This window comes from Sphaerisporangium dianthi (genome assembly GCF_042654065.1).
In the GTDB taxonomy this organism is placed as follows: Bacteria; Actinomycetota; Actinomycetes; order Streptosporangiales; family Streptosporangiaceae; genus Sphaerisporangium; species Sphaerisporangium dianthi.
Genome location: NZ_JBHSFP010000003.1, coordinates 303953 through 320920, shown reverse-complemented (window position 1 = coordinate 320920; position 16968 = coordinate 303953). Strand labels below are relative to the sequence as shown.

Annotated in this window: 13 protein-coding genes; 6 read left to right on the top strand and 7 right to left on the bottom strand. The window is 72.2% G+C overall.

Annotated elements, in window-relative coordinates; genetic code table 11:
• The first annotated feature begins 51 nt into the window (after positions 1 to 51).
• Positions 52 to 384 carry a CU044_2847 family protein gene (locus tag ACFO60_RS07460; RefSeq protein ID WP_380838514.1) on the top strand — a complete coding sequence of 111 codons (333 nt, stop codon included), beginning with the start codon at positions 52 to 54 and terminating at the stop codon, positions 382 to 384.
• Positions 360 to 3329: a hypothetical protein gene (locus ACFO60_RS07455; protein WP_380838513.1), complete on the top strand. Its 2970-nt coding sequence runs from the start codon at positions 360 to 362 to the stop codon at positions 3327 to 3329. Before ACFO60_RS07460 ends, ACFO60_RS07455 begins: the two co-directional genes overlap by 25 nt.
• Before the next feature lie 61 nt (positions 3330 to 3390).
• Here ACFO60_RS07455 and ACFO60_RS07450 read toward each other — a convergent pair whose 3' ends face one another.
• From ACFO60_RS07450 to ACFO60_RS07435, 4 genes are all read right to left on the bottom strand, one after another.
• On the bottom strand, positions 3391 to 4188 hold the full coding sequence (locus ACFO60_RS07450; protein WP_380838512.1) for an SDR family NAD(P)-dependent oxidoreductase: 798 nt from the start codon (positions 4186 to 4188) through the stop codon (positions 3391 to 3393).
• Between the two features lie 134 nt (positions 4189 to 4322).
• On the bottom strand, positions 4323 to 5312 hold the full coding sequence (gene cydB / locus ACFO60_RS07445) for a cytochrome d ubiquinol oxidase subunit II (RefSeq protein ID WP_380838511.1): 990 nt from the start codon (positions 5310 to 5312) through the stop codon (positions 4323 to 4325).
• Positions 5313 to 5325: 13 nt separating this feature from the next.
• Entirely contained in the window at positions 5326 to 6723 is a 1398-nt protein-coding gene (locus ACFO60_RS07440) for a cytochrome ubiquinol oxidase subunit I (protein WP_380838510.1), read from the bottom strand.
• 351 nt (positions 6724 to 7074) lie between these two features.
• Complete coding sequence (locus ACFO60_RS07435) at positions 7075 to 7434, bottom strand: cupin domain-containing protein (RefSeq protein ID WP_380838664.1); 360 nt, start codon at positions 7432 to 7434, stop codon at positions 7075 to 7077.
• A 461-nt stretch (positions 7435 to 7895) separates the two neighbouring features.
• Between ACFO60_RS07435 and ACFO60_RS07430 the strand changes: the two genes are divergently transcribed.
• Positions 7896 to 8837, top strand: coding sequence for an aldose 1-epimerase family protein (locus ACFO60_RS07430; protein ID WP_380838508.1), 942 nt, complete (start codon positions 7896 to 7898; stop codon positions 8835 to 8837).
• 184 nt (positions 8838 to 9021) lie between these two features.
• Positions 9022 to 10020, top strand: a complete 999-nt coding sequence (locus ACFO60_RS07425) for a phosphotransferase family protein (RefSeq protein WP_380838506.1) — start codon at positions 9022 to 9024, stop codon at positions 10018 to 10020.
• 201 nt (positions 10021 to 10221) lie between these two features.
• On the opposite strand, the gene ACFO60_RS07420 is transcribed toward ACFO60_RS07425, so the two are convergent.
• Entirely contained in the window at positions 10222 to 10779 is a 558-nt protein-coding gene (locus tag ACFO60_RS07420; protein WP_380838504.1) for a hypothetical protein, read from the bottom strand.
• A gap of 270 nt (positions 10780 to 11049) precedes the next feature.
• On the opposite strand from ACFO60_RS07420, the gene ACFO60_RS07415 reads away from it, so the two are divergent.
• Together ACFO60_RS07415 and ACFO60_RS07410 are read left to right on the top strand one after the other, a co-directional pair.
• A complete protein-coding gene (locus ACFO60_RS07415; RefSeq protein WP_380838502.1) occupies positions 11050 to 12267 on the top strand; it encodes an FAD-dependent oxidoreductase in 1218 nt (405 codons plus the stop codon).
• A gap of 151 nt (positions 12268 to 12418) precedes the next feature.
• Positions 12419 to 13759: a class II 3-deoxy-7-phosphoheptulonate synthase gene (locus ACFO60_RS07410; RefSeq protein ID WP_380838500.1), complete on the top strand. Its 1341-nt coding sequence runs from the start codon at positions 12419 to 12421 to the stop codon at positions 13757 to 13759.
• A gap of 111 nt (positions 13760 to 13870) precedes the next feature.
• On the opposite strand, the gene ACFO60_RS07405 is transcribed toward ACFO60_RS07410, so the two are convergent.
• Positions 13871 to 14269, bottom strand: a complete 399-nt coding sequence (locus tag ACFO60_RS07405) for a thioredoxin family protein (RefSeq protein ID WP_465269875.1) — start codon at positions 14267 to 14269, stop codon at positions 13871 to 13873.
• 174 nt (positions 14270 to 14443) lie between these two features.
• The gene (locus ACFO60_RS07400) at positions 14444 to 16867 is read right to left on the bottom strand and encodes an ExeM/NucH family extracellular endonuclease (RefSeq protein WP_380838498.1); all 2424 of its coding nucleotides are present in this window, start codon (positions 16865 to 16867) and stop codon (positions 14444 to 14446) included.
• Between the last annotated feature and the right edge of the window lie 101 nt (positions 16868 to 16968).

Sequence of the window (16968 nt, the reverse complement as noted above, 5' to 3'; positions counted from 1 at the left end):
CCCAGCCGGGGCCGCGGTCATTAGCGTGCCTTGAGGAACAGGGGAGGGCGCTTGGACGGAGTCGAAACCGTGCCCGTCGTGGTGGACGGCGTTCGCGTGCACATGGAAGTCCGCGCGACCGGCGCGCGGGGTTCGGACGGCCCGGGCCAGGAGGGGCCGATCGGTATCCGGACCCCGGCGCTGGAGGAGGCGCTCGACGGGCTGATGGGGGTGGCCAAGGCGATGGGCGCCCGGCTGCGGGAGACGGGCGCCGCGAAGGCGAGCGTGGAGTTCGGGTGCGAGTTCGCCATGGAGTCCGGCTCGCTGGTCGCCGTCATCGGTAAGGCGGGCGGCAAGTCGACCTTCAAGGTGGCGCTGGAATGGACCGACCCGACGGCTGGGTGAGGCTGCTCCGCGAGGCCACCGTACGGCTGAGCCAGGGCACCGGGTTCGTCGTCGCTCCGGGGCTGCTGGCCACGTGCGCGCACGTGGCGCCCGGGTCGGCCGGCGTGCCGGACCTCGACCTTGCGTTCGTGCCCGCGCCGCAGGACGCCGGGGCGCCGGTGCTGCTGTCGCCGGAGCTGGCGATCGGCGACGAGCTGTGGACCTACGGCCATCCGGCCGCGGCGCGCGCCGGGCAACCCGCCACGTTCGTCTACCAGGGCGTCTCCGGCACCGGCCTGGTGCGCGCCTACGGCGTGCCCGTCGGCCCCGGCTACTCGGGCAGCCCGGTGGTCAACCGGCGCACCGGAGCGGTGTGCGGCATGCTCGCCACCTCCGACCTGGCCGGGAGCGCGCATCTGATCACGGCCGCCGACATCCTGGCGCACTCCCCCGTCCGGCCACAGGAGAACCGGCCCTGGCTGGCCACGCTGACCGACGAGCAACTGGCCGCCGGAGGATGGAGCTTCGCCGGGCCGCGTCTTCGCGCGTATCTGAGGGCCGCGATGGCGGCGGCCGACGCGCATCCGTACGTGGGCGCGACCGACGGGCGCAGGCCTCCGCTCTCGAAGGTCTATGTGCGGCAGAGCTCGACCGGCCGGCGCAAGCGGGAAAGTCCCGCGGACGACGTGCTGCGCATGAAGCGGGACGTCCTGCTGACCGGCGTCTCGGGGGCGGGCAAGTCCAGCCTGCTGCGGATGGGCGTGGCGGAGCTGGCGCGCGGGCTGCTCGACGGGACGGGCGGCGACGTGCCGGTGCGCGTGCGCGCCGCCGACCTGCTGCCGCCGGCGCCGTTCGCGGCGCAGCTCGCGGCGGGCGTCCAGGCGAGTCTGGGCGGCCACCTGCGCGACGCGCTGCCGCAGGGGTTCTTCGGCGGCCCGCCGATGCCGGGCGCCCGCTGGCTGGTCCTGGTGGACGGGCTGGACGAGATCGACGGCCGCGAGGACCGGCGCCGGGTCGTCGACCTGCTGCGGGTGCACCGCGAGGGCCCGTACCGGTTCCTGGTCGCCACGCGCCCTCTGTCGGACGCCGAACGGGCCGAGCTCGGGATGCGCACCTACGAGTTGCGGCCGTTCGACGCCGGGCAGGTGCTCGACTGCGCGCGGCGCTGGTGCGAGGCGGCCGGACGGCCCGACCCCCTCGCCTCCGCCCATGACTATTTCGCCCAGGTCCACCAGGCCGGGATGGGGGAACTCGTCCGCCTCCCGCTCATGGCCGGCCTGACCTGCCAGCTGTACCTCGACGGCCCCGGGGGGCGCCTGCCGGCCGGGCGCCACGACGTCTACGAGCAGTTCGTCCACCTCATGAGGACGCGTGATCCTGACTCCGAGGTCTTCGACCTGCTGCCGCGCCTGGCCTGGGCCCGGCGCGACGGCGCCACCGAGCCCGCCACGAGCCTGATCGTCCAGTGGACGTCCGGCGGACGACCGGACGGCACTCCCAGCCGGATCCGCACCGACATGGTCAAGGAAGGGCTGCGGGCCACCGGTCTGATGTACGAGACCGCTCATGACTTCGTCTTCCTGCACCAGTCCTTCGAGGAGTTCCTGGCGGCCCGTCACATCGCCGGCGACGCCGCGCTGACCGACGCCCGCCTCCGTGCCCTGGACCTGCCGAGCATGGGCGCCGTCTTCCCGCATCCGATCCAGCCCTTCGTCCACTTCCTCATCGCCTCCATGCACGGTGATCCGCAGGCGCGCGCCCGGCTGGTCGCCCGGCTGCGCACGCTGGCCACCAAGCGGTTCCTGTACGGAGTCCAGTTCGTCGCCGAACTGGTCAAGGAAGGGACGATCGCCGACCCGGACGTCATCGAGGCGGCCGCCTCGACCGCGGCCCGCGTCGCCGTCCAGCCCTCGCGCGGGTTCACGCACCGGATGAACGCGGCCTGGCTGCTGTTCGAGCTGGGCGACGCGCGCGGCGCCGGATACATGGCGGGGCTGGCCGCGGGAGACGAGCCCGACCACAGACTGCGCGACCACGCCGCCCGGTTGCTGGAGAGGATGGACGGCCCGAGCGGGCGCGGACTGCGGGCCGACGCGGCCGTCGCCATGGCCGCCGATGACGAGCTCCACTGGAAGGCGCGCACGAAGGCCGCCGACCTGCTGGGCGAGCTGGAAGATCCACGCCATGTCCGGGTTCTCAGAACTCTGCTCGCCGACGACGGGCTCGACGACGACGGACGCGCCCACGTCCTTTTCCGGCTGGCCGGGCTGGGCGACGACCACCTGGCCGAGGCGGCCGGTGATCCCGCCCTCGGCGACTGGCGGGTGAGGGCCGCCCTGCGCCTGGCGCACCGTCGGCCGGCCCAGGCCCACGACCTGCTGCTTGCCGTCGTCACCGACCCCGCCTCGTCGTTCGGCCTGACGTCGTTCGCGGCCGTCTCCATCGCGAAGCTCGGCGATCCGCGCTGCCGATCCGACCTGCTGGCGACCGCCGCCGACCAGGCGCTGAGCCCGAGCAAGCGCGCCATCGTCACCGTGGCGCTGCGCGATCTGGACGAGTCTCCCCTTTCCGCCCAGGAGGACCACGAGCTCGGCCTCGGCCTCATCGCCGACTCCACGCTGGACACGGAGTCCCGGGTCGAGATCGCCGCGATGTACGACCCCGACCTGCTGGTGTCCATGCTCTCCGACCCGGCGCTCGATGTGATGACCCGCTTCTGCGCCTTCGAGGCGCTCGCCGTCCAGGGCGACGCGCGCGCTCCCGGCCACCTGCCGGAGCTGCTCAGGGCGGCGGCCGCGCCGGAGGTCGACTACGCGACCTTCTCCGAGGTCGTGCGCAACGTCCGCCGGGTGACCGGCATGAACCGCTGGCTGACCCGCTTCCTCCTGGTCGCCGGCCGCTTCGGGCGGTCTCGCGGAGGCCGGCCGGGGCCCGCGGCCGGCGCGGACGACCCCCGGATCGGGTGACCGAAGCCCGTGAGGCCGCGAGGCCGGTCGTGTACGGCGCGCGAGCCCGTGCCCTGCCGGCTCAGGCGCGGGGGCCGGGGGCGCGGCGGAACTCGAAGGGGGCGCTCTCGCGGCCGGGGACCACGAACCAGCACTCCCCCGTGCCGTCGCTGCCGAGCAGCCGCATGAAGGCGTCGACGACGGCCGAGACGGGCAGGATGGGGAACCCCATCTCCTCGAGCAGGCCTCTGCCGTCCCCGAGGATGGCGGTGTCGGCGAAGGAGGGGCACAGGGCCTGCACCTTGATGCCGGACGGTGCGAGGCCAGGGGCGAGCGAGCGCACCAGCCCGACGACGGCGTGCTTGTTGGCGGCGTAGACCGGGTCGGCGGGGATGCCGGCGATTCCGGCCATGCTGGCGGTCGCGACGATGGCGCCGCCGCCGGCCGCCCGCAGCGCGGGGATCGCGGCCCGCGCGCCGAACACGACGCCGTCGAGGTTGACCCCCATCGCCAGGCGGTAGCGTTCGAGATCGAAGTCGTCGCCCAGCCCGCAGCCGGTGGCCACGCCGGCGTTGAGGAAGGCAAGGTCGAGCCGCCCGTACCGCTCGACCGCCAGGGCCACGGCCTTCTCGCTGTCGGCCGGGCGCCGCACGTCGCAGCGGACGGCCGTCCCGCCGGCGTCGCGGGCGACCTGCTGCGCGGCCTCGTCGTCGACGTCGGCGACGACCACCCGGGCGCCGCCCGCCGCCAGCCTGCGGGCGACCGCGGCGCCGATGCCGTTCGCGCCGCCGGTGATGAGGGCGACCTTGCCGGCGAGCCGGTCGGGGCGCACCGCGCCGGACGGCGCCGCCGCCCCGCCGGCCGTGTCGTTCTGGGTCACAGTGGCAGTCCTCCGATGGGCGGCGGTGGCCGAGCCGGTAACCCGGTACCCGGCGATCGTACGCCCGGCGACGCGGTCCGTTGATCACCCACTCGTCCCCTCCTTGACCGCGTGGGCGGCGCCCGGCCGGCGGGTCAGTGCGAGCCGGCCACGTCCGTGCGGGTCAGGCGCTCGCGGAAGATCCAGTACGTCCACCCCTGGTAGATCAGCACGATCGGCGTGAAGATCACCGCGACCCAGGTCATCACCGTCAGCGTGTACGGCGTGGAGGAGGCGTTGGCGACGGTCAGGCTGTTGGCCGGGTCCAGGGCCGGCATCACGTTCGGCCACAGGCCGCCGAACAGGGTGACGACCACGGCGACGATGGCCACGGCGTTCGCGAGGAACGCCCACCCCTCCCGGCCGCGCGCCGCCGCGACGAGCGCGCCGGCGATGCCCGCGGCCGCGGCCGTCACGCTGATCCACGTGGCGGGCTTGCCGGTCATGAACTGGGTGACGACCAGGAACACCCCTCCGGCCGCCAGCGCCGCCGGACCGGCGTACCTGATGGCCACGAGGGCACGCCCCCGGACCTCGCCGGTGGTCTTCAGCGCCAGGAACACCGCGCCGTGCAGGGTGAACAGCGCGAGCGTGGCCACGCCGCCGAGCAGCGCGTAGGGGTTCAGCAGGGTCAGCAACGACCCGGTGTACTCGTGGTCGCCGTCGAGGGGGACGCCTCGCACGATGTTGGCGAAGGCCACGCCCCACAGGAACGCCGGGACCGCGGACCCCCAGAAGAGGGCCCTGTCCCATCCCCTGGGGTCCTCGCTCCTGTTGCGGTACTCAAGGGCCACTCCCCGGGCGATGAGCGCGAGCAGGATGAGGAACAGCGGCAGGTAGAAGCCGGAGAACAGGGTGGCGTACCACTCGGGGAAGGCGGCGAAGGTCGCGCCGCCCGCGACCAGCAGCCACACCTCGTTGCCGTCCCACAGCGGGCCGATGGCGCGCAGCGCCATCCGGCGGCCGGCCTCGTCCCGGCCGACGAACGGCAGCAGCACGCCGACGCCGAAGTCGAAGCCCTCCAGGAGGAGGTATCCGGTCCACAGGACGGCGATGAGCAGGAACCAGACGGTGGTGAGTTCCATGGCAGGTCGTCCCCTAGTACGAGAGAGCGGGTGCGGGATCGGGATCGGGCGTCTTGCCGGACGCCTCCTCGGTCTCCGGGCCGGAGCGGATGGCCTTCAGCAGCAGCCGGACCTCGATGAGGGCGAGCAGCCCGTAGACCAGGGTGAAGCCGACGAGCGTGATGGCGACCTCGGCGACGTCCACCCCGGGCGACACGGCCGCGGCGGTGCGCATGATGCCGAAGACCGTCCACGGCTGGCGTCCCATCTCGGTGAAGATCCAGCCCAGCGAGTTGGCGAGGAACGGCAGGCCGATCCCGAGCATGGCCAGGCGGTAGAACCAGGGGTTGCCCGGCAGTCGCCGCCCGCGCCTGGTGAGCCAGAGGCCGGCGAGCGCGAGCAGCGCGGACAGCACTCCGAAGCCGATCATCAGCCGGAAGGACCAGTAGGCCAGGCCGACCACCGGCCGGTAGTCGCCGGGCCCGTACAGGGCCTGGTAGCGGGCCTGGATGTCGTTGACGCCCTCGACCCTGCCGCCGGGGGTGCCGGTGGCCAGGATGCTGAGCCCGTAAGGGATCTGCAGGTTGACGTGGTTGCGGCCGCGCTCCACGTCGCCGACCGCGAACAGCGAGAACCCGGCGGAGGTCTCGTCCTCCCACAGCGCCTCGGCGGCGGCCATCTTCATCGGCTGCTGCCGGGTCATGATCTGCGCCTGCGCGTGGCCGCTGAGGGCGACGCCGATCGAGGCGGCCACTGTGACGGCGAGGGCGACGCGGGTCGCGGTGCGGAACAACTCGACGTCCTTGCGCCTCATCAGGTTCCAGGCGCTCACCCCGATGACGAAGCCGCCCGCAGTGACGAACGCTCCGAACAGGACGTGCGGGAAGGTGACGAGCGTGGTGGAGTTGGTCAGCACCGCCCAGATGTCGGTGAGCTCGGCGCGGCCGGTGGCGGGGTTGAGACGGTAGCCGACCGGGTGCTGCATCCAGGAGTTGGCGGCCAGGATGAAGTACGCCGAGAGGTTGGTGCCGATGGCCGCGAGCCAGATCGTGGCCAGATGGAGGCGGGGCGAGAGCTTGTCCCAGCCGAAGATCCACAGACCGATGAACGTGGACTCGAGGAAGAAGGCGATCAGCCCTTCCATGGCCAGCGGCGCGCCGAAGATGTCCCCGACGAAGCGGGAGTACTCACTCCAGTTCATGCCGAACTGGAACTCCTGCACGATGCCGGTCACCACCCCCATCGCGAAGTTGATGAGGAAGAGCCGGCCCCAGAACTTGGTCTGGCGCAGGTGGACGGGGTTGCGCGTGCGGTACCAGGCGGTCTGGAAGCCCGCGACGATGATCGACAGCCCGAGCGTCAACGGCACGAACAGAAAGTGGTAAACCGTCGTTATTCCGAATTGCCAACGAGACAGGTCCAAGACATTCATATGCGCGCTCCATCCGCAGGTCACTGCGGTCCACCCTCCCGAACGCGCGCACACCCCCACAGAGCCACCGGCCCCGGCCAGGTCGGAACTTCGCCCTCCCGAGAACAGGACTTTGGTCCCTGCCCCTGAGCCCTTCACCGCACCGGCCCGGCGACCGCCCGTCCCGCCCGCCGGCGTTCTCGTGAGCGGCCTCGGACACACCGGCGGGTGACCGCCTCTCCCGCCGGATGGTCTCGCCCTGCCGGGCGCGGGCTGGATGGTGATCGGCGCAGGGGCGGCGGGAGCGGCACGGCGACGACGGCGCCGGCGCAAGGCGGGCGGGTGGGCCGGCGCACGCTCGTGGACGTCGCGTCAGCGGACCGCGTACCCCGGGATGGAGGGCCAGCGGACGGTGATCACCACCGACGCCTCCTCGGCGTACCAGGAATGGTCGACCCCGCGCCCCCAGACGACGTAGTCGCCCTGGTCGGCCAGCAGCACGCTGCGGTCCGGCAGTTCGACCCGGAACCTCCCGCTGATCAGGATGAGCAGCGCGGTGCGCCTCTCTCCCCTGACCCACTCGGCCCGCTCGTCGCCACGGGCGTGCACGCCCCACTTGATCTCGACCTCGTCGCTGTGGCGCGGGTCGCCGGGCGGCTTGAAGTGCCCGAGCAGCCAGCCCATGTCACCGGCCGCGTCCGTCTCGGCGTGCCCGACGTATACCTTGTCCATCACGGGCGGCGAGGCTAGCAGGTGGCCGTCCCCTCCTCTGCCGACCGTCTCGCCGGCGTCGCGCCGGGCGCGGCGCGGAGGCCGCGGCCGCCAACTCATGTCGTCGGAGGTCTCCACATGAAACCGTTTCGCCGGTAACCTGACGTAGTTCACAGCGTGATCTGACAACGGGCATTGACCGCCCGTGCGGATGTTTTCGCAGGCCGGGGGCTCGCGGTGAAGGAGCGATACAGCGTCACCCACGGGCTCGGTGCCTGCTGCCCGAAACCATTCTGAGCTGCGGTTTCCCTTACGGGATCAGGGTGAGACCGAAAACCCACCCAAGGTGACCGTATTTACTCCATTAGTTGACTCTTTGCGCCAAAGCCCCTACCTTTAGGTCGCTATGGGAGCGCTCCCACACTGGACCCCCTGTGTGGGTCGCTGGAGGGCGACCGGGAAGATGGGAGGCGTGACCCCTGGTGCCGCCCGGGTTCTTGTGTTCGTGCGTCGATGAGAGGATTCCCCCCGTGCCTCAGTACGTTCTACGCGGTGGCGGTTATCACGCCGAGGTGACCAAGTTGGGCGCGGCCCTTCGGGTGCTCAGGCACGGTGAGCGCGACCTCGTGGCCAGCTGGCCCGTGGACGGTCCCATCCCGCACTACAGCGGCACTCTGCTCGCCCCCTGGCCCAACCGCGTCGCCCGAGGGCGCTACGGCTTCGACGGCGAGACGTTCGAGGTCCCGGTCAACGAGCTCGAACGCGGCCACGCGCTGCACGGTCTCGTGGCCTTCGCCGACTGGGAGCTCGTCGAGCTCATCGACGAGGACGACCACGGGTTCGCCCGGCTCTCGCACACCATCGAGCCCACCCCCGGCTACCCGTTCCGCCTGGCCCTGCAGGTGCGCTACACCCTCAACGCCGGCGGGCTGGCGACGACGCTCACCGCCGAGAACATCGGCGTCCGCCGGGCGCCGTACGGCTGCGGCCCGCACCCATGGCTCATCGCCGACGGCGGTCCCGAGGGCGGCTGGCGGCTCGACCTGCCCGCCGAGCGGGTGCTGCGCGTCGACGACGTCCTCATCCCCACCACGCTGGAGCCGGTCGACGGCACGCCGTTCGACTTCCGCTCCCCCCGCCCTCTCGCCGACACCGTGATCGACGAGGCGTTCACCGGGCTCACCGCAGGTCCCGACGGGCTCAGCCGCGCGCGGCTGGACGGCGAGCGGGGCTCGGTGCAGATCGCCTGGGACGCGGCGGCCATGCCGTGGGTGCAGGTCTGCACGGGCACCGGGTTCGGCCACCGGGGCATCGCCGTCGAGCCGATGACCTGCCCGCCCGACGCCTTCAACACCGGCACCGACCTGGTCGTCCTCGACCCGGGCGGCAAGCACGAGGTCACCTGGACCATCTCCGCCGTGTGAGGCGTCCGTCCCCCTCGGCCGCGCGGCCGGACCGCCGGGCGCCGGCTCCGGCCTTCGCCGGACGCCCGGGGCGCCGGCCTTTCCCGGTCGTTCCCCCGTCGATCCGGCGATCGTTTCTCAAGTCGTCTTCTCAAGTCGATCCACCGAGCCCTGACCGTCTCGACCAGTCGAAGTGATGTGACCGATGGAGAGCAGGACCAAGCGCCGGCTGTCGGCCGCCCAGTTGGACGCGCTGATCCGCGGAGCACTCGGAACGGGGGCGCTGTCCACCGAAGAGCTCACCGACGGCTTCGCCAACGCGGTGTGGCGGGTCACCCTCGAGGACGGCCGCCAGGTCGTCGTGAAGGTCGCGCCGCCCCCCGAGCTGCGGCAGCTGAGCTACGAGCGCCACCTCCTGCGCACCGAGGCGCTGGTGCACCACCTGGCCGCACCCACGGGCCTGCCACTCCCCCGGCTGCTGCACTCAGGCTTCGACGACCCCGGGCTCGGCGGCGACTACCTGGTCTTCGCCGCGCTGGACGGCGTCCCCTGGAGCCAGGCCTCGTCTCTCACCGACGCCGACCACCGCGCGCTGCGGCATGAGGTGGGGGGTCTTCTGGCGAAGCTGCACGCGATCCCGGGCCAGGGCGTCTATGGCTACCCGTACGCCGGGCTCACCGGCACGACGTGGCGCGACGCCTTCGTGGTGATGATGGGCGCCCTCATGGACGACGCGGTGCGCTATGCCACGCCGCTGCCGTGCTCCCTGGTGGAGATCGCCGGGGCGATCCACTCCAACGCCCACGCGCTGGACGAGGTGACGGTGCCCGCGCTGGTCCACTTCGACATCTGGCCGGGCAACGTGTTCGTGACCTCCGCGCCCGGAGGGCAGCCGCGCGTCCAGGCGCTGATCGACCACGAGCGGGCCTTCTGGGGCGATCCGCTGGCCGACTTCATCACGCCGACGATCTTCGGGACGCTGAGTGCGGACGACCCGATGCTGGCGGGCTACCGGCAGGCGGGCGGCAGGCTCGACCTGACCCCGCAGGCCCGCGTCCGCGAGGCGCTGTACCGGCTGTACCTCAATCTCATCCTGCTGGTGGAGGACGGCCCCCGCCAGTACCCGCCTGAGGACTACGCCCGCATCCGCGAGCCGGCGACCGCGGGTGTGACCAGTTGCCTGGCCTTCCTCAGGCAGCGCTGAAGTTCCGTTCCCCCGGGTCCCCGGGTAACCGTCACCGGCCGTGGGCAGCGCGGGCGGACCCGCCCCGGACGCCGCAGGCGCGGGCGCCGGACCGAGCAGCGGTGCTCCACCGGCCGCGACAGGCGGCGGCGCATCGGCAGCGCCGCCCAGGGACCGGGTCCCCGGACGGCCGGCCGGTTCTCGACGATGTCCGCGCGCATGTCAGGCGCCCGCGTCCCGGTTGCTCCGGGGGCCGGCGACCAGCTGGTCGCTCGCGTGGACGTCCCGGGCGCGCGTCGGCTGGGTGCCGGTGTCGGCGCGGTCGCCGCCCGCGTAGGCGAGCCGGTCGGAGGGCCGGGCCGCGGGAACCTCCACCCGGTCGTCGACACCGTCACCGTCGCTGTCGGGCACCTGCGCGTGCCGCCCCGGAGGCGTGGACCCGTCGGCGGCGACCGGAGCGGCGGCCTCCGTCTCCAGGCGGCGCTCCAGGCGGCGCTTCTCCTCCTCGAGCCGGGCGACGCGGTCGCGCGTCTCCACCCGGGCCTCGCGCAGCTTCCTGCGCTTGGCGCCGGAGTGGCGCATCCCGGCCGTCAGGACGATCAGGCCGATCAGGAAGACGGCCGCGGTGGCCGCCCCTGCGAGGAAGAGTTCCAATTTGCTGAGCTGGAACGTCCGGTCGAGCACCGTGACGGATGCCGCGATGCTGCCGGTCTCGTCGTTCGCCACCGCGACCAGGGCCGCGCCAGCGAGCACGATCAAGAGCAGGCCGAGCACTATCATGTGACCTCAACTCCAAGTCGCCTCTGTGTCGCCCCTTACGTGGGCACCCCCCGACTGCCCTTGAGACCTTCGTTTATTCCTCCTCCTGACCTCCGCCGTGTCCGCGACCCCGCAGGCGGCGGGGAACGCGGCGAAAGCCCTCGCACGGAGATGATCGCGGCCCCTTCGCCGGCGACGGCCAGGACGGCGTGCGGGCGCCCGTGCGGCGCGTGCCGCGGCGGGGCTTCATCGGATGAGGGAGATGTGCGATGATCTCAACAGGTGATGAAAATGCGGACCACATGTGCGATCGCCGGAGGCGGTCCCGCCGGGGCCGTGCTGGCCCTGCTCCTCGCCCGCGCCGGGGTGGAGGTGACGTTGCTGGAGAAGCACGCCGACTTCCTGCGCGACTTCCGCGGGGACACGATCCATCCCTCGACCCTGCAGGTGCTCGACGAGCTCGGGCTCTCCGAGGAGTTCCTCGCCCTGCCGCACCGCAAGACCGACAAGGTGCTGGTGTGGACCGACGAGCGCATCGTCGAGGCGGCCTCCCTGCGGGGCCTGAAGAGCAGGTTCCCCTACATCGCGTTCGTGCCGCAGTGGGACTTCCTCAACCTGGTCACGGCGGCGGCGCGGCGCTACCCATCCTTCCGTCTGATCATGGAGGCCGAGGTGGTGGGCCTGATCCGGGAAGGCGGCGCGGTGCGAGGCCTTCGCTACCGCGACCGGGACGGGGAGCACGAACTGCGCGCGACCCTCACCGTGGGAGCCGACGGGCGCCACTCCGACGTGCGCCGCGCCGCGGGCCTGGTCCCCGTCGAGCACGGCGCGCCCATGGACGTCGTATGGTTCCGGCTGCCTCGCGAGCCGGACGACCTCGAGGACGCCTTCCTTCGCGTCTCGGCCGGGCGCATGATGGTCGCGATCAACCGCCAGACCTACTGGCAGCTCGCCTACCTGATCCCCAAGGGCCGGTTCGAGCAGGTCAAGGCCGAGGGCGTCGAGGCGCTGCGCGCGTCCGTCGGCGAGCTGGTGCCCTTCCTGGCCGGCCGCACGGGCAAACTGACGAGCATGGACGAGGTCAGCGTCCTGCGGGTGGCCGTGAACCGCCTGCGCCGCTGGCACCGCCCGGGGCTGCTGCTCATCGGGGATGCCGCGCACGCCATGTCGCCGGTGTTCGGCGTCGGCATCAACCTGGCCGTGCAGGACGCGGTGGCCGCCGCCAACCTGCTGGCCGGGCCGCTGCGCGCCGGAGCCGTCCCCGAGACGCTGCTGCGCCGGCTGCAGCGCCGCCGCCTCGTGCCCACGTTGATCACCCAGCTGGCGCAGCGCGTGGTGCAGGCCCGCGTCGTCGGGCCGGCGCTGCGCGGCTCGTCCCGACCGGCGCCGCTGCCGCGCGACCTGTCGCGCCTGCCGGTCGTCGGCGCCATCGCGCGCCGCTTCATCGGCCTTGGCGTCCTCCCCGAGCACGTCCGCTCGCCGGAGGCCCCGCACGCGGGCGGCTCATGATCGCGTGAAACGGGCGACAGGGCGCGATAGGCGCGGAACGGCCAGGAAGCGGACGCTGTGATTCGCCCGATCCTTCCCGATATGGAGAAAGGTTTCTCACCTTGTGGACATGGGCTCTGTTGCACGGGCGAAGGTGCAATAGCCTTTTAGCGTGAGCGCCGAACCGATCAATCTGGATTCCTGGCGGCAGTTGCCCGCCGCGCAGCAGCCCGAGTGGCCCGATCCCGCCGCGCTGGAGCGCACCGTCACCGAGCTTCAGGGGCTGCCGCCGCTGGTGTTCGCCGGCGAGTGCGACGAGCTGAAGGACCGGCTCGCCGCGGTGGTGCGCGGTGAGGCGTTCGTGCTGCAAGGTGGCGACTGCGCCGAGACCTTCGCCGGCGCGACGGCCGACAACGTGCGCAACAAGCTCAAGACGCTGCTGCAGATGGCCATCGTGCTCACCTATGCCGGCCGCGTGCCCGTCGTCAAGATCGGCCGGCTGGCCGGGCAGTTCGCCAAGCCCCGCTCCAAGGGGACCGAGACGCGGGGCGGGGTCGAGCTGCCCGCCTACCGCGGCGACATGGTCAACGGCTTCGACTTCACCCCCGAGTCCCGCACGCCCGACCCCGCGCGGCTGCTGCGGGCCTACCACTCCTCGGCCGTGACCCTCAACCTGGCCCGCGCCTTCACCAAGGGCGGCTACGCCGACCTGCGGCAGGTGCACGCCTGGAACCAGGACTTCGTGGCCGAGTCGCCGGCGGGCCGCCGTTACGAGCAGCTCGCCCGCGAGATCGACCACGCGCTCGCGTTCATGCGCGCCTGCCGCGCCGACCCCGAAGAGTTCCACACCGTCGAGTACTACTCCTCGCACGAGGCGCTGATCCTCGACTACGACCGCGCGCTGACCCGCGTCGACTCGCGCACCGGGCTGCCCTACGACGTGTCGGCCCACATGGTCTGGATCGGCGAGCGCACCCGCCAGCTCGACGGCGCCCACGTCGAGTTCTTCAGCCGCATCCGCAACCCGATCGGCGTCAAGCTCGGGCCGACGACGTCGCCCGAGGACGCCCTCGCGCTCATCGACAAGCTCAACCCCGCCAACGAGCCGGGCCGGCTGACGTTCATCACCCGTATGGGCGCTTCCAAGGTCCGCGACGCGCTGCCCACGCTGGTGGAGAAGGTCCACGCGAGCGGCGCGCAGGTCGCGTGGATCTGCGACCCGATGCACGGCAACACCTTCGAGGCGCCGAGCGGCCACAAGACCCGCAGGCTCGACGACGTGCTCCAGGAGGTCACCGGCTTCTTCGAGGTGCACCACGCGCTCGGCACCCACCCGGGCGGCATCCACATCGAGTTCACCGGCGACGACGTCACCGAGTGCGTCGGCGGCGGCCACCCGATCGTCGAGGAGGACCTGGCGCTGCGCTACGAGACGGCCTGCGACCCGCGCCTCAACCGCAGCCAGTCGCTCGACCTGGCCTTCCAGCTCGCCGAGCTCTACCGCTCCAGCTGAGCGGCCCCGCACACGACGAGAGCCGGTTCGGCCGCCCCTCACATGGGGTGGCGGAACCGGCTCTCACCGTCTGAGGCGCCCTGTCGCCCGGTCAGAGCGCCGTCCCGGCGCTCAGGGACGGGTGCCGTCGGCGGGACCCTCGGCCGCGCCGGAGTCGATGTCGGAGGCGATCTCCTTGCGGATCGCCTCCATGTCGAGCGCGCGCACCTGCCTGATCAGGTCTTCGAGGGCGGGCTCGGGCAGCGCGCCGGGCTGGGCGAACACGACGATGCCGTCGCGGATGGCCATGACGGTGGGGATGGAGGTGATCTCGAAGCCTTCCGCCAGACCGCGCTCGGCCTCGGTGTCGATCTTGCCGAACTTGATGTCCTCGTGCTTCTTCGAAGCCTTCTCGAAGATGGGCCCGAACGTGCGGCAGGGCCCGCACCACGCCGCCCAGAAGTCGAGGAGGACGATGCCCTCGTCGGCGATGTCGTTGAAGTTCTTCTCGGTCACCGCGATGGTCGCCACAGTGTTTCCTCGTCTCGTGTCTCGTCGTTTTCGATCGGCATAACCATCTACCCGTTCCTCTAATTCCTCACAGGATCGCGTGCTGGGGCGGCCTCCTCGCGAGCCTGGGGCCGGTGGAAACGGGGCCGGCCACCCCTGGAAGAGCAGGGGTGGCCGGGGTGGATCGCCGTCGCCTCAGCGGCGCAGGCGCAGGCCGAAGAGCAGGGGGTCGTGGTCGGAGGAGCGGAAGGCGCCCGGCGAGTACAGGTAGGGCGGGTTGAACTCGGTGTTGTAGTCCATGAACCGGCCCTCGTCGGCGTTGATGTGCCAGATGGTCGCCCCGGTCACCCGCTGGAGCAGCCGCTTGCCGACCAGGATGTGGTCCAGCTCGCCGGACAGGCTGTCGAAGACGTAGCTGTAGCGGTCCTTCCTGTCGATGAACTTCTTGCTGACGCTCACCAGCTTGCCGGCCTCAAGGACGTGGATCGGGTCCTCCTCGCCGTAGGCGTTGAGGTCGCCGAGCACGACCGGGTTGGGCAGGCGCAGAGTGCCGATCAGCCCGAGGACGGCCTCGGCCTGCCGGACGCGCTCGGCGTTGAAGCAGCTCTGCCCGTCGCCCTGGTCGAGGTCGGCGCCGGTGGCGCCGTCGCAGCCCTTGGACTTGAAGTGGTTGACGATCATCGTGAACGTGGTGCCGTCGCCGCCCTTGGCGCGCTGGAACTCCTGGATGAGCGGCGGCCGGCGGAAGACCGGGTCGCCGGAGGACCGGGGGGCGCCCACCGGCTTGACCGCCGCCGGCTTGTAGATGAGCGCGACCTGGATCGCGTCGGTGCCCGGGATCGGCGAGGTCACGCCCTTGTAGGTGCCCGCGCCGACGGCGGCGTTGAGCGCGTCGACCAGGGTGTTCAGGGCGGTGGCGCCGTTGTTCTCGACCTCCATCAGGCCTGCCACGTCGGGGTTGAGGCCCTTCAGCGTCGAGACCAGCTTGGCGAGCTGGCGGTCGCGCTCCTCCGCGGTGTTGGCGCCGCGCGAGCCGAGCGTGGTGAACCAGTTGAGGGTGTTGAGGCCGGCGACCCTGACGTCGCCGCCGACCTTGGCGGGCGCGGCCGGGCGCGGGTTGTCGGGCGTGAAGGCGACCGGCAGCGTCGGCTCCAGCCGGTAGACGCCGAATCCGTAGGTCAGCACTCCGGTCAGCCCCGTGGTGCCGTCGCCCAGGCGCACGGTGTCGGCGCCGGTCGTGTGGTACGGCAGCGTGGGCGGGTTCTGGACGTTGGAGGCGTCGTCGAGCAGGATCCGGCGCCGGGCGTCGAGCGCCGGGTCGACCTTGTCGCGGTCGGTCGGCTGGAAGAGCCTGCCGTGGGCGGAGAGGGTGATCTCGCCGTAGCGGCCGAGGTTGTAGACCTCCGAGACGGTCAGCTTCTGCGGAAAGGTGACGAGCACGCTCTCGAGCGGCTCCAGGCTCGTGCCCTCGGCCGAGGGGAGCTTGACCTTCGCGGCCTTGACCGTGCCGGTGCCGCAGACCTCGACGGAGGTGACCGGGGACAGCTCGGTCAGGCCGTTGAACTCGGTGACGGTGCCGCTGACCAGCACGCGGTCACCCGCGGCCGCGGGCTGTGCGGTGAAGACGAACACCGCGTCGGAGGTGGCGGGGTCGGCGTCCGGGGTGGGGTCTTGGACGTAGAGGCCGCCAAGCGAGCCGGTCCCCTGGTAATCGCCCGTGACGACGCCCTCGACGCGCACGCTCTGCCCGGCGAGCGGGCTGGTCTCGCCGCCGCCCTGCACCTCGGCGATCTGGTGGGTCGCCGGGAGCGTGCACGGCTCCGCGGTGCGGGTCGGCGTGGGGCTCGCCGTCGGCGTCTCCGTGGGGGTGGGCGTGGGCGTCGGGGTGCCGGTGGGGTCCGGCGTCGGGGTCGGGTCCGCGGTGCCGGTCGGGGTGGGGGTCGGGGTCGCGTCCGTGCCGCAGGGGGCGGGCGGCGTCGCCGAGTTGCGGGGCGCGGGAGGCCCGGCGGTGAAGTCGGCCGCGTTGGCGTCGGTGTCGGCGCAGCCGTGGTCACCGCGGACGGCCGCGGTGGCGTTGGTCAGGGCGGGGGCGGCCGCGCCCTCGGAGAAGTTGGCCGTGCCGTATCCCACCAGGTCGCCCAGCAGCGCCAGCTGCTCGGCCGCGCAGGGCGTGGATCCGCCGTTGCAGGCCAGGCCCTCGGCCGACCGGACCAGGGCGACCTTGCCGGCGGTGCCGCTCAGGGTGAGCCCGCCGGTGGCGTCGGGGGCGGGCAGGGGCGCGCTGGGCGTCGCGCCGGCGGCGAGCTGGACCAGGTGGTAGCGCCCCGGGGCGACGGTGCCGGACAGGTCGACCTTGTTGGCGGCGAAGTTGCCGGTGCCGGTCGCGCTGGCGTACTGCAGGGACCACCCGTCCAGGGAGACCTCGGCGCCGCCCCGGTTGAACAGTTCCACGAAGTCGTTGGTGAACGGGGCTCCGGTGTTGCCGCCACCGCCGTACACCTGGCTGATCACGACCGTCCCCGGCTCGGCCGAGGCCGGGGACGAAGTGAGGGCGGCGAGACCGGCGACGGTCATGCCGGCGGCCGTGAGGGCGGCGAGCGCCCGGGATAGAGCACGCATGACCGGGAGCGTAGGCCCGGGAAAGCCTTCTATCTCGTACTAGAACTAGATAGAAGGTGAAATAACCGAAGCTTGACACTTGCTGTCGAGCAGCCCCCGGC